Here is a 14,654-nt window from a genome sequence, read left to right as displayed (position 1 = left end):
AGTGAGTTCTAAAAGTCTAATTATCATCAATTTTTTCCTTTAATTCTCCAATCTTATCTCTAAGCTCTGCAGCCCTTTCAAATTGTAGATCTGCAGCAGCCTGCCTCATTTCACATTCAAGCTTATCAATAAGTTTAAGTGCTTCTTCCCTGCTTAACTTGTTATCCTTCTTAGCACCATACTTTTCTTCTTCCTCAGCAACAATTGTTGCTTCAATAATACTTCTTATTTGCTTATTAATGGTCCTTGGAGTAATTCCATGTTCTTTATTATAGTTCTCTTGTATCTCTCTTCTTCTATTGGTCTCATCTATAGCATACTTCATAGACTTGGTAATTTTATCGGCATACATTATAACCTTTCCCTCAGAATTCCTAGCTGCCCTACCTATAGTCTGTATTAATGAAGTTTCTGAACGTAAAAATCCTTCCTTATCGGCATCTAATATAGCAACCAGTGAAACTTCTGGTAGGTCAAGACCTTCTCTTAAAAGGTTTATACCCACAAGAACATCGAACTTACCAAGCCTTAAGTCTCTAATAATTTCCATTCTCTCCATAGTATCTATATCAGAATGCATATATTTTACTTTTATTCCCATTTCTTTTAAATAATCCGTTAAATCCTCTGACATCTTTTTAGTCAAGGTAGTTACTAAAACTCTTTGTTTCTTTTTGGTTCGATGGTTAATTTCACCTATCAAATCATCTATCTGTCCCTTTACTGGTCTAACATCTATATGAGGGTCAACTAAACCAGTAGGTCTTATAATCTGTTCAACTACTTTTTTACTGTGTTTCTTTTCATAGGGACCTGGAGTAGCACTAACATAAACTACTTGATTCATTATGCTTTCAAATTCTTTAAAATTCAGTGGTCTATTATCATAGGCTGAAGGTAATCTAAATCCGTATTCCACAAGGTTTTCCTTCCTTGAACGGTCACCACCATACATAGCCCTTATTTGTGGTATAGTAACATGAGACTCATCGATTACCATTAGAAAATCATCGGGAAAATAATCTAAAAGGGTATATGGTCTGCTTCCTGGTTTCCTTCCAGATATATGTCTTGAATAATTCTCTATCCCTTGACAAAACCCAATTTCCCTTAACATCTCTATATCATATTTAGTACGTTGATAAATTCTCTGAGCTTCAATAAGCTTACCTTGATCCTTAAATTCTTCAACTCTTTTCTTTAATTCCTCTTCAATATTCTTAATTGCCCTTTCAAGCTTATCTTTTTTAGTAACATAGTGGGATGCAGGAAAAATTGCTACATGTTTTCTTAAACCTACAATTTCACCAGTCAAAGCATTTACTTCCGTAATTCTATCTATCTCATCCCCAAACAATTCCACTCTTATGGCATTTTCAGAAGATGAAACAGGAAATATTTCAATAATATCTCCCCTTACCCTAAAGGTTCCCCTTTTAAAGTCTATATCATTTCTCATATACTGTATATTTACAAGTTTTCCCAATATTTCATCTCTACTTTTTATCATTCCAGGTCTAAGGGATAAAACCAAGTTCTTATAATCTATCGGATCACCTAAGCCATATATACAAGATACACTTGCTACTATTATTACGTCTCTTCTTTCAAATAAAGACATGGTAGCTGAGTGCCTTAGTTTATCTATTTCATCATTAATAGAAGCGTCCTTTTCAATAAATGTATCACTGTGAACTACATATGCCTCAGGCTGATAATAGTCATAGTAGCTTACAAAAAATTCTACAGCATTATCTGGAAAAAACTCTTTAAACTCACTACATAGTTGAGCAGCTAAAGTCTTATTATGTGCAATTACTAAGGTTGGCTTCTGTACTTTTTCAATAATATTTGCTACAGTAAAGGTTTTTCCTGAACCAGTAACACCTAATAAAGTTTGATGCTTTACCCCCTTCTTTATATTTTTGCTTAATTCCTCTATAGCTTGGGGTTGATCTCCTGTAGGTCTATATTCGGAAACAATCTTAAATTCACCCATAAAAACACCTCATATATATAGAAATAAATTCTAAGAAACACTTAGTAATATCATCATTGTCAAACATTAGTTCGTATCTTCTTGTAAATTATATACTTCTTTTATCCCTAAGTCAATGGAATTATATTAATTCTATCACAAATATTTTTCTTTGGAATAAAATATTATTATGATTAATTATAGCCTCTGGAATTTTTAAATATAGTTCGTATCAATTCTTATATAATCCATTGTTATAGGGATTTAAGTAAAGACTTTAATTCATACATGTCCAAAACGCTGGGTATTTATACTTGCTTAAAAACTCAAACTTTTTTTGCAAAAAATTACATAGCTAAAATAGAATAAAATATTGTTGCAAATTATTTTCTTTTAAAACTTATTAGAAATACCCTGATACTTGGAACATGGAACTTACAGCTTAAAACGTGTCGAAAACGCCTTTGTTTATGTATAAGTTAAGTTTTACTATGTAAATTTTTATTCGGATGGTGAATACTATGCTTTATAATAATGATTTCCCAATTTTTAGATCTTTTGTTCATGGAGTAGATATCAAAATTCCCTTAGCTGATAATAAATATGTACCCGAAATCAATTTTGATAATGCTGCAACAACACCTCCCCTTAAAACTGTTTTATCTGAAGTTTTGGCTTTTTCTCCAATGTATTCTTCCATACATAGAGGTACTGGATATAAATCTAGATATTCTTCTTATATGTATGAAAAATCCAGAGAAATAATAGGGGAATTTGTAGGTGCAGATTTAAATAAGGACACAATAGTTTTTGTAAAAAATGCCACAGAAGCTATAAATAAGCTTTCATACAGATTAGATAAAAAAAATGGACGGAACGTAATTCTATCGACTAATATGGAACATCACTCCAATGACTTGCCTTGGAGAAAGAGATTTAAGGTGGATTACATCGATATTGATGATAATGGACGTTTATCATTGAGTGACTTGGAATACAAGCTAAAAAAATATTCCCATACAATTAGACTTGTAACCGTTACAGGTATCTCAAATGTCACAGGATATATTAACCCTATCTATACTATTGCTGAATTAGCCCATAAATACAATGCAGAAATATTAGTGGATGGAGCTCAATTAGTTGCTCATGCTCCCATAAATATGCATCCAAAAAATCCAAATAACCATATTGATTATTTGGTATTCTCTGCACATAAAATGTATGCTCCCTTTGGTATTGGAGTTTTAATTGGACCACGTAAATCCTTTGAAGAAGGGGACCCTGACTATGCTGGTGGTGGTACAGTAGAAATAGTCACCCATGATTATGTAAAATGGACTAAACCTCCTCATAAAGAAGAAGCGGGTTCGCCTAATATAATAGGAGTAATCGCTTTATCAGCAGCAATGAAAACTTTAAAAAACCTTGGTTTGCAAAATATTCATGAATATGAAAAGATTTTGACCAAATATGCTATAGAAGGCTTGAAACTAATACCTGATTTAAAAATTTATGGTGACACAAATAACTATACTGATAGAATAGGAATAATAACTTTTAATATAAAGGGAATACATCATGAAATATTGGCAAATATACTATCCTATGAAGCAGGTATAGCCGTTAGAAATGGCTGCTTTTGTGCTCACCCTTATCTTCATAAACTTCTTAATGTAAGTAACGAAGTAATAGAAAAGCGTATTAAGAATTCCAATTTACCACATCCTGGAATGGTAAGAATAAGCTTTGGTATGTATAATTCTAAGGAGGAAATAAACATATTGATAAACGCTCTAAATAATATATCTAATAATAAAAATTATTATTTAAACAAATATGAAAAAAAAAGTGCAAGATTTCATATTGATTAAAATAAAAGCCTTTGACGACGCATTTTAGTTACAAGTTCCATTTTCCAAGTTGCAAGCATTAGAGTCTTTCTAATAAGTTTTAAAAGAAAACAATTTACGCCAATATTTTACTGGTAATAGTTTTAATTTTTTCTAGTACTTTATTTTACTCTGTTTTAGCTATGCAATTTTTTGCAAAAAAATTTGAGTTCCTATACAATTAAAAACTTAAAAATATTCTACATATAAAAATTTAAGTAAAGACTATATTTTTACGTTAATTTTAAGATTTAATAATATCTATTAAACTTTGGGAAAGAATAATTTTAAGACTATAATAAGGAGGTGTCTTAGGATTGTCAAAGAAAATGAATATGATATTGTTTAGTGGAGATTATGATAAAGCTTTAGCCGCTTTGATTCTAGCAAATTCAGCTAGAGAACTAGGCATCGATGTCAGTATGTTTTTTGCATTTTGGGGGCTTTTTCTCTTAAGAAATCCTAATAAAATTACTGATGAAGAAAAAACTAATTATGAAAAGCTATTTGCTAGGATGACTCCTAAGGGACCAGAGGATTTACCTTTATCTAAAATGAATTTTAGTGGGCTTGGAAAAACATTTCTAAAAGAAATGATGAAGGATGATGATGCTCCTCCTTTAGAAGCATTTTTAAAAGGTGCAAGAAAAAAAGGGGTTAAATTCTATGGCTGTAAATTGTCAATGGAGGTTATGGGTTTTAAAAAAGAAGAACTTATTCCCGAAGTAGAAATAATTGATGCAAAGGGTTATATAAAAGATGCAGTGGATTCAGATATACAATTGTTTATCTAACAAAACGACTCAAAGCATTTTGTTAGGTATGAAGTGAAAGGTACAAATTGCGTAGTGCCAGAAATATGTATCAAGTTCATATCACACCTCACATTTCGCACAAAAAAAGCGACATCAGTCGCTTTTTTATAGTTTAATATTCTGTGCTTCTAGCTTTTTATTGATATATTTTTCAAGTAATATTTTTATCACTGCCATTATGGGAACTCCTAAAAACATTCCTACAACTCCAAACATTCCGCCCCCAATTATTATGGCTAAAATAATCCAAAATGGCGATAGTCCAACCTTATCACCCAATATCATAGGTCCTAAAAATAATCCGTCAAATTGCTGCAATGCTATAATAAATACTAAAACCCAAATAGCCTTAATAGGATTATCAAAAAGCGTAATAGCAACTGCGGGAACAGCCCCTATAAATGGTCCAAAATAGGGTATCATATTTGTAAGTCCAATGATCAAACTTAAAAGTAACCCATATGGAGCTTTTATAATCATAAGACCTATAAAGCAAATACCGCCAATTATACATGAATCTATAAACTTGCCAATTATAAATTGAGAGAATAATTTATCAACCTCAACGCCAAACTCCATTATCTTTTTAGCCCTATCTTTATTAAAAAAGGCAATAATTATCTTTTTTAAATTATGGATAAACCTTTCCTTATCCTTTAAAAAGTAAACAGATATAATCATAGATAGGATTATTCTAAAAAATGTAGATGTTAAATTAATTGCCTTAGATACTACAGCAGTTAATATATGATTTAAATAACTAGAAGCTTGCCCCATTATTTCCTTTATACTATTCTCTACATGAGGGGTTATCCCATATTTATCTAAAAGTTTAAGGTTATCAATTTTTTCAGTAACCCATGTATTTGTTATCTCAAAATATTGGTCTAAATCCTTTATAAGATTGGCAACACTATTAAAAACCTTAGGAGATACTATTGTAATAGAAATTGTTGCAATTCCTATTACAAGCATGTAAATAATTAAAATACTCCATATTCTCTTTGCTTTAAGATGAATTTCTATATAATTCATTAAAGGATTAAGTAAATAAGCTATAGCAAATGCCCATATAACAGGACTAAAAATAGACAACAAATTAATGTTCATAAATAAAAACAAGTCTATCTTATTTATAACTTTATATAATAGAAAGGCTATTATAAGTAATGGTATGAAATTTAAATAAGGTATCTTTCTTTTATCTGACATCTAGTCCCTCCTAATCTACATATTTACTTAAATTATAACATATATCCCTTTTATTTCAGCAAGTTTAAAAATAATTTTATATCTATTTTAAATTCCTTTACAGTAAAAAACTGCTAGTTGAATTAGCTAACAGTTTTAAATTTATCTTTTATTTCTTTTAAATGCCTTTTTAAAAATGCTTTTAATTATACTCACATTTTCTCCAGAAGATATAATATAATTGGAATTTTGAGGAATTATTATAGCACCAATTGAGTTGATTCCGTTTACATAATCTGTATATTCTAATATTAAATTTTTACCCCTCTCATCTATTGCTTCAATCCTCAAGTGTGATGGGTATTGGTTTAGCACATACAAAAGATCTTCCTTTTCATTAATGGAATAGTTATTGGCTCTAAGTAGTATATAACCAGATTTTATACCCATTTTGTCTCCAATACTATCCTTTTTTATATCTAAAACAGTGAGTCCTATATGATGTTTCTTATAAAATGGGATTTTACTTTTCTCTTCCTTCTGGCTGTATATTATTAAAGCTTCATGGGCAATTGGCGCAAAAAAAGCTGCAATAAACTTAAAGATATGAATATATGAAGATATTCCAGCAAGGATCAAAAGAACTATACTATAGACTGCTAGTCTTAAGGATGATTTTTTACTTTTTTCCTTGGGTGGCGACGATACAGCAATATCTCCATATCCTAAGGCTGCTATAACAACTGTTATCTGTAGAGTAATATTATCTTTATCTAAATATCTAGATATAAATAAAGGCCACCAATCAGGTAGATTTATATCTGTTGAACCATGAATTTGCCCTAGCATTACTAATAAAACTGCAAAGGGTATAGGCCAAAATCTTTGAAGTGTGAAGCCACCAACAGTACCATATTTATCATGTTCTATAAATATAGGAGTTGGATGCCTATATCCATCTATCCATATTAGTACACTTTCAATAAGATGCAGTACAGCAACTAATGCAATTATACTAGAAACGTTAACCTTTGGATAACCAAATATCAGGCTGGAAAGCGAAATAATTCCGCCAGCATATGAAAAGCAAAGATATCTTACATTTATTAACATCAAAAGTATTGCAAGGGGTAAAATGAATTTGAAGTCTTCTAATTGAATCGCAACTCCTAGCATTGATATTACAATAGTTCCTAAAATTCCACCAATCATACCTACCCCTATGGAATCTATCATTCTTTTTTTCGCTGAGGTTTTTTCCTTGCCTAAAAGTTTTTTTTCCATCTTAGATACTTTATTATATTGTAAATATATTAAAAATAATACTACCCAAAATAGGGGATTGATTATAATAGTTAAAACCGATTGTAGTGATAGCTTTATAAGTTCTAACCACTCCATTAATTTCCCACCTAACCTTAAAGGATATGTAAACCCGGGACTTTTCCCGGGCAATCATACTATATTTTTCCTCTTAGAACCTCAATTGCCTTCTGAAGTTGCAAATCTTCTTCATCTGTCATTTCTACCTTACCCTTCAGTTCTTCAGGTAATTCGACAACTATATTAGGCTCTATTCCCTTACCATGTATATATTCACCATTAGGCGTATAATATTGAGAAATCGTCAATTTGAATCCAGTTCCATCTGTTAACTCTCTAACTGCTTGAACTAAACCTTTACCAAAGGTGGTAGTCCCAATAATAACACCTGCCTTTGTATCCTTTACGGCACCAGTTAAAATCTCTGATGCACTTGCACTGCCTTTATTCACTAAAATAGCAAATGGATAATCTACCTTTTTTGCATCGGATTTCATATACTCTTTATTACCTGCTCTGTCCTTTGTATAAACAATAGTCTGCTTACCTAGTAATTCATCGGCTATCTCAACACATTCCTTTAATGATCCACCTGGATTGTTCCTTAGGTCAATAATTAATCCTTTAATATTTTTTGATTCTAAATCCTTTAAGTGTTTTTTAAAGTCTTCAGAGGTTTTATCATCAAACATGGTTATTCTTAAATAACCAATATCATTGTCTATAACTCTTGATTTTACTGTTTTAAGCCTGATTTCCTCTCTCTCTATTGTAAATGTCAATGGTTCCTTTTTATTTGGTCTTAAAATAGTTATATCGACCTTAGTTCCAGGCTTACCTTTCATAATAGCAACTGCTTCATCAAGTTTATCGCCTGTAACCTCTTTGTCATTTACCTTTATGATTTTATCTCCACTTATAATTCCTGCTCTTTCCCCAGGTGTATCTTCAATAGGCGATACAACAGTTATATATCCATCTTCTCCTGGAGTAACTATAATCCCTATTCCACCATATGTTCCATGGGTATGGGTCATAAAGCTATCAAATTCTGATTTTGTCATGTATTCTGAATACGGATCTCCCAAGGCTTCAAAAAGTCCTTTTAAAATACCGTCTTCAAATACTTTTTCATCTACAGGTTGATAATAATTATCCTCAATATACTTTTTCAAGTAAAGAACCTTATTAAATTTCTCATTTATGGCCACTAATCTTTCATATTCATTCTTAGATATATAAACCCTTTCGTTGAACTGAATTGCCACCATATTACTGATAACAGTTGTAAATAAAGATGTAACTATTATTAATACAATGGCACCTATAAAAGCTGTTCTCTTTTTAATCATGAATTTCACCTCTATGTCATTTTTATAACCAAAACATTTAAAATATCTGGATACTTTATTTTATTAATTTTCATTATCCATTATACCATCTTTGCTTTAATTACACAAAATTTCAAAAAAAAATTCCCACTTAGTTAGTGAGAATCTTTAAAAACACAATATTTTTAACCTGTTATTACGGTTTTTTTACATATTGCTGCGGATCTATATATTCTCCATTTTTACGGACTTCAAAATGTAGATGAGGCCCTGTTGACATTCCTGTACTTCCACATTTCGAAATAATTTGCCCTCTTTCTACCTTTTGTCCTTCTTTAACTAATATGCTAGAGTTATGGGCGTATAGGGTCACTATCCCACCACCATGATCTATCATTATGGTTTTTCCATAACCACCTAACCATCCTGAATGAATAACCTTACCGCTTTGGGCTGCCACTATATTCTTACCATAAGGTATTCCTATATCTATACCCGTATGTAACTTCTTTACTCTTAAGATTGGATGTATCCTATATCCGAAGGGTGAAGTAATCCTACTAAATCCTGGTGCTGGCCAAGCCATTTTTCCACCAACATATTTTTCACTAGATTGTTTTCTCCTTATTTGATCCTCAATTCGTTTAGCTAAGTCAATTAATTTATCCTCTTCCTTTTCTAAGGCTTTATGATTCTGAACAAGCTGCTGTTTTACTCTCTCCATCTGCCCCCTAGAAACCTTTAAACTTTCCTTTTTCTGCTTCGTACTATTCATTAAAGCAATCAATTGAGAATTATGATTTTCAAGAGTAACCTTCTTTTTTTCTATTAAATCCCTTTGAGCCTTTAGATATTTTAAAAGCTCCACATCGTGTTTAAAAATCTTTTTGACCATATCCAATCTAGTTAGTAAATCTTCAAAGCTAGTAGAATCAAGAAGAACCTCAATATATCCTACATCCCGGTTTTTATACATTACCTCAAGTCTAGAATTTAAGATATCATTTTTATTTGCAATATTTTCTTGTGCTTTTGTCAATTCCTTCTTGGTTAATTCTATTTTATTTTTTGTTTCTACTACATTCTTGTTTAATTCTTCTATTTCAGACTCAAGCTTTATTATACTCCCTTCTAGGATTTTTATTTTTTCTGTAATATCCTTTTGTTTTTTTTCATTTTCTTTTTTTTCTTGTCCAACTTTATTTATTTTATCATTTACATTACTTAATTTTTTCTTGTCTTCATTGATATCAAAGGCAAAGGCTTCTAAAGCCATTAAAATCATCAAAACCGAAGATATTAAAAAGATTAAAGTCTTTCTCCTATTCATTATTTATATCCCCCTTTCAAGTGTAAAGGCGTCTGATGACACGCTTGTAGTTGCAGGTTCTATGTTACAAGCTGCAAGTTTTAGGGTAAATCTTTTAGATATAGCTTAAGATTAAGCACTAGGGTTTAAGTCTTAAGCTTAATCTTACCCCTATAATTTCTACTTTAAAGTAGATTTTATACTTTTAAATATTTCTTCATAGAATTAATACTTCCTAATGCTCCTATTCCTGAACCTATTACTATAAACATAAGCAATAAGCTATCTACAATTTTAGGCATAGGTACTAAATATGCTGTTAGCATTATATACAGATTTGAAGCAGCAAAATTATAAAGGTATTTATAGCTGAAATATATTATTAAAAATGCTATCGATGAACCAAATAAGCCAAGAAAGGTTCCTTCAATAAAGAATGGCCATCTTATAAACCAATTTGTTGCTCCAACATATTTCATTATATTTATCTCTTTTCTACGTGCTGCAACAGTAAGCTTTATTGTATTTCCAATTATAAAAACTGAAATAGCTATTAGAATTACTATAATAACCATCCCAACAATCTTTACAAAATCTGTTATCCAAATAAGCTTATCTATTATGTCCTTACGAAATTGAACTAAATCTGTACCACTGATTAGTTTAATTTCCTCTACAACCCTGCTACTATCCTCAATGTTATTTAAAAAAACTATATAGGAATTTGGAAGTGGATTATCATTTTCTAAGCCTTGTAAAAGATATCCATGTTCACCCCAGAGTTCCTTCATAGTTTCAAGAGCATCCTTTTTTGATTGAAATTTTATCTCCTTTATACCTTCAATCTTTCTAATTTCATCACCTATTTCTTCTATTCGAGCATTATCAATATCTTTTTTTAAATAAACCTGAATTGAATTAAATTGCTGTTGTGCCCCCTCTGCTAAACTATTTATATTAAATATCAATATAAATATCATGCCAAGAATAATCAATGTAGCAGCCACAGACCCTATAGAAGCCAAACTCATCATTCTATTACGCCAAAGGTTTTTAAACCCTTCCCTTATCATATATCCTAAAGATCTAATCTTCATAACCGTAGCCACCTCTTTTCTCATCTCTTATTATCTCTCCTTTATCAAGTGCTATAACTCTTTGCTGCATCATATTTACTATTTCCTTAGCATGGGTAGCCATAACAATAGTTGTTCCTCTCCTATTAATTTGTCTTAACAGTCTCATAATCTCCCAAGATGTTTCAGGATCAAGATTCCCAGTAGGTTCATCAGCTATAAGTATTGGAGGGTTATTTATTATAGAACGTGCAATAGATACTCTTTGCTGTTCACCACCAGAAAGCTGCTCTGGATACATCTTTGCCTTACTGCTTAGTCCAACAAGACCAAGCATAGTTGGTACATTTCTTCTTATCTCCTTTGGTGTAGCTTCAGTTATCTCCATAGCAAAGGCTACATTTTCATAGACTGTTTTATTAGGAAGTAGTCTAAAATCTTGGAAAACCACTCCAATTTTTCTTCTAAGATAAGGAACCATTCTTCTATGAATCTTTGTTATATTCTGGTTGTCGATTATAATCCTACCTTGAGTGGGTTCAGTTTCCTTTAAAAGTAATTTTACAAGGGTAGATTTTCCTGCTCCACTTGCACCTACCAAAAAAACAAACTCGCCCTTCTCTATTGTAATATTTATATTTGAAAGTGCCATAGTACCACTTTTATATCTCTTGGAAACATTTTTTAATACTATCATTACATCAGCTCCTAACATTATTTCTAATTCGATAAATATCTTTTATTTCCTTCAAAAACTTTTTGGCAATCCCTAGTATTTTTTGACTATTTTTCTGTATTCTATTATAATTATAAATCAACTTAAGCAGAAAAAAATCTTAAAGACGTTATTGTCTTTAAGATTTAATATTTGATTTAAGATTTTGTAATATTTGTAATGAATTAAGCAACTCCCTCAATTCTCTATTTTTCTTCTTTAGCATTATTTGTTTCTTCTTTTTCCGCAGCCTTTGCATATTTATTAAGAGTTTCAGTGATTTTATAATGAATTGTTCCTCTAGGATATTCTCCTTTTTCATCCTTTTGTCCAGCAGGTATCCCCGTTAATATTTCTATTCCTTCATCAATTGTTTTCACTGCATAAATATGAAACTTTCCTTCTTTAACTGCTTCAATAACCTCATTACTTAACATTAGATTTTTAACATTTTGGTGTGGTATCATAACTCCCTGTTTGCCAGTTAATCCCTTTAATTTGCACACCTTGAAAAAGCCTTCAATTTTTTCGTTTACTCCCCCAATAGGTTGAATCTCTCCTCGTTGATTAACAGAACCTGTTACAGCTATATATTGTTTTATTGGAACCTTGGATATACTAGAGAGAATTGCATAAAGTTCTGTACTAGAAGCACTGTCCCCATCAACCCCAGAATAGAGTTGTTCAAATACTATACTAGCTGATAAAGCCAAGGGTTTTTCTTGAGCATATTTATACCCTAAATATCCGCTTATTATCATGACTCCCTTATCGTGTATTTTACCACTAGTTTTAGCTTCTCTTTCTATATTAATTATCCCAGCCTTTCCCCTATAGGTTGAAACTGTAATCTTGCTAGGTTTTCCAAAGCTATATTCTCCTGTTCCTGTAACAGCTAAGCCATTTATTTCTCCAATTTTTTCTCCTTCAACATCTAATAGGTAATCTCCTTCCTTAAACATTTCAAGAACCTTTTCTTCATATTTATTGTTTCTAAATATTTTCTCTGATATTGCCTTTTCAACATGTTTAAGTCTTACTAAATCACTTTCATCTACTTCAGCCCAGCTATCAGCCTCATATAGAAGCTCAACAATTTGATTAAATCTTGAACTTAGCTTTTTTTGATTTGCTGCTAATCTTGAGCTATATTCTATAACTCTTCCGACTGCTTCATAATCAAAATGTCTTATATCTTCCTTTTCACAATGAGCAGCAATAAATCTAGCCATTTTAAGCATGTTTTCTTTATCTCTAGTCATCTCTATATCAAAATCTGACATTATTTTAAAAAGCTTCTTAAATTGTTCATCATAGTTATACAATAGATAATATGTATATGGATCTCCTATTAATATCACTTTCAAATTAATTGGTATTGGCTGTGGTCTTAATGAAGCTGTTACTACATATCCAAATTGATTACCTAATCCTTCTATATTTATTTCTCCTGTAATTAGTGCCCTTTTAAGTCCATTCCATGCAAAAGGATTTGTAAGTACATCCTTAGCCTGTAAAATTAAGTATCCTCCATTTGCTTCATGTAAAGCTCCTGGTTTTATTTGGGTAAAATCTGTTTTCATGACACCCATTTCGTTTTTATATTCTACGCTTCCTACTAAATTATAATAAGTTGGATTAGATTCAATAATAACAGGGGCACACTTCTTTTCACTATTATCTATAAAAAGATTTACTTTATATCTATCAAAAAATCCTTGACTAGACTTAATTTGAAACATTGCTAATGGATTATCCATTGCTAAACTATTATCTTTTTTAAATCTATCAATATGTTCTATGATGTCCTCCTTTAACATATCAAAATATTCTATTATCTTATCATTATAATTAAATTTTGTCTTTAGCTTTTCTATGTAAAAATCAACAACTTTAGTTGCTGTTTCAATATCTAATTCTTTAATTTTATCCCTGTATTCCTCTTCAATTTCCCTCAGCTTATTTAATACATCAACTGATTCTAGGCTTAATTTATTACTCTTTTCCTTTAATATCTCAAATTCTTCAGGAGAAAGACTACTATAGTCTGCTTCACTCATGGGCTTGCCATCTCTAAGAGGTACACTAATCAATCCCTTTTCTGTAAGTGTAAATCTAAAATCATATTCTGCTGCAACTTTGTTTAAATCATTAATAATCTGTTGAGATATACTTTGATATTGTTGTATAAAGACACTTCTCATATTCTCGTAGTCTTTACTAGTAAAAGCATTCTCTATTTCCTTTTTAAGCTTAGTAATTGTATCTTCCATATCCTTTACTAGTTCCTTACCCTGACCAGTATTAAGATTTAATGCCATGGGGCTGTGGGGATTTTTGAAATTATATACATATACCCAATCATCTGGAACTTTTTTTTTCGATGCCTTTTCCTCTGTTATTAATTTTACATAACTATTTCTACCAGTGCCACTTTGCCCAGATACAAAAATATTATATCCCTTCTTTTTTATGGACAGACCGAAGTCTAATGCCTTTGAAGCTCTTTCTTGCCCAATAATACCTTGAAGTGGAGTTAAATCTGCAGTACTATTAAATTCAAAACATTCTGTATTGCACTCTTTCTTTAACATATTATAAGGCAGCCTAAGTTTTTCTTGCATACCCATACTCCCCTTTCCAATTTACTGTTTTTTATGAATATTTTGTTTATTTATACCCCTATATATTTACATGTATTCACCAGATTTCAATTTTCTAAGTTTTACAATAGGTTAAAGGCGTCTGATAATGTGTTTTAGTTACAAACTCCATATTCCAATTTTTAAAGTCTTATTTTTAGATCTAAAACCCTTAATTTCTGCTTCTAAACTTTTACTAGTGATAATTTACATTTAATTTCCTTATACATGTCAAAATATTCAGGCTTTTTAAAGATTTTTGATATGTATAAATTAACTGTTTTACTGGAATATCTATAATATTTGTTATAAATCTAAAAAAATTTATTGTAGCTATAAAAATTTTATTCCAATTATTTCTATAATAATTTTTGAATTTTTT

At 30.7% G+C, this 14,654-nt stretch carries 10 protein-coding genes; 2 read left to right on the top strand and 8 right to left on the bottom strand.

The window, feature by feature from the left end; genetic code table 11:
• Positions 1 to 16 precede the first annotated feature (16 nt).
• Positions 17 to 1,999 carry an excinuclease ABC subunit UvrB gene (uvrB, locus tag BUB36_RS02640; protein WP_073146838.1) on the bottom strand — a complete coding sequence of 661 codons (1,983 nt, stop codon included), beginning with the start codon at positions 1,997 to 1,999 and terminating at the stop codon, positions 17 to 19.
• A 500-nt stretch (positions 2,000 to 2,499) separates the two neighbouring features.
• Between uvrB and BUB36_RS02635 the strand changes: the two genes are divergently transcribed.
• Complete coding sequence (locus BUB36_RS02635) at positions 2,500 to 3,852, top strand: aminotransferase class V-fold PLP-dependent enzyme (RefSeq protein WP_073146837.1); 1,353 nt, start codon at positions 2,500 to 2,502, stop codon at positions 3,850 to 3,852.
• 335 nt (positions 3,853 to 4,187) lie between these two features.
• The gene (locus tag BUB36_RS02630) at positions 4,188 to 4,664 is read left to right on the top strand and encodes a DsrE/DsrF/DrsH-like family protein (protein ID WP_073146836.1); all 477 of its coding nucleotides are present in this window, start codon (positions 4,188 to 4,190) and stop codon (positions 4,662 to 4,664) included.
• Between the two features lie 126 nt (positions 4,665 to 4,790).
• Here BUB36_RS02630 and BUB36_RS02625 read toward each other — a convergent pair whose 3' ends face one another.
• From BUB36_RS02625 to BUB36_RS02595, 7 genes are all read right to left on the bottom strand, one after another.
• Positions 4,791 to 5,897, bottom strand: coding sequence for an AI-2E family transporter (locus BUB36_RS02625; RefSeq protein ID WP_073146835.1), 1,107 nt, complete (start codon positions 5,895 to 5,897; stop codon positions 4,791 to 4,793).
• A 141-nt stretch (positions 5,898 to 6,038) separates the two neighbouring features.
• Positions 6,039 to 7,277, bottom strand: coding sequence for a hypothetical protein (locus BUB36_RS02620; RefSeq protein ID WP_073146834.1), 1,239 nt, complete (start codon positions 7,275 to 7,277; stop codon positions 6,039 to 6,041).
• 59 nt (positions 7,278 to 7,336) lie between these two features.
• Positions 7,337 to 8,551, bottom strand: coding sequence for a S41 family peptidase (locus tag BUB36_RS02615; RefSeq protein ID WP_073146833.1), 1,215 nt, complete (start codon positions 8,549 to 8,551; stop codon positions 7,337 to 7,339).
• 175 nt (positions 8,552 to 8,726) lie between these two features.
• Positions 8,727 to 9,860 carry a murein hydrolase activator EnvC family protein gene (locus tag BUB36_RS02610; protein ID WP_073146832.1) on the bottom strand — a complete coding sequence of 378 codons (1,134 nt, stop codon included), beginning with the start codon at positions 9,858 to 9,860 and terminating at the stop codon, positions 8,727 to 8,729.
• 176 nt (positions 9,861 to 10,036) lie between these two features.
• Positions 10,037 to 10,936: a permease-like cell division protein FtsX gene (gene ftsX / locus BUB36_RS02605; protein WP_073146831.1), complete on the bottom strand. Its 900-nt coding sequence runs from the start codon at positions 10,934 to 10,936 to the stop codon at positions 10,037 to 10,039.
• Positions 10,926 to 11,612 (bottom strand): cell division ATP-binding protein FtsE, encoded by a 687-nt coding sequence (gene ftsE, locus BUB36_RS02600; protein WP_073146830.1) that lies wholly within the window; start codon positions 11,610 to 11,612, stop codon positions 10,926 to 10,928. Before ftsE ends, ftsX begins: the two co-directional genes overlap by 11 nt.
• Before the next feature lie 224 nt (positions 11,613 to 11,836).
• Positions 11,837 to 14,254 (bottom strand): Lon protease family protein, encoded by a 2,418-nt coding sequence (locus BUB36_RS02595; protein ID WP_073146829.1) that lies wholly within the window; start codon positions 14,252 to 14,254, stop codon positions 11,837 to 11,839.
• Positions 14,255 to 14,654: the final 400 nt, after the last annotated feature.

Source organism: Paramaledivibacter caminithermalis DSM 15212, from assembly GCF_900142245.1.
Classification (GTDB): Bacteria; Bacillota; Clostridia; order Peptostreptococcales; family Caminicellaceae; genus Paramaledivibacter; species Paramaledivibacter caminithermalis.
This window is presented reverse-complemented; position numbering and strand designations above follow the sequence as displayed.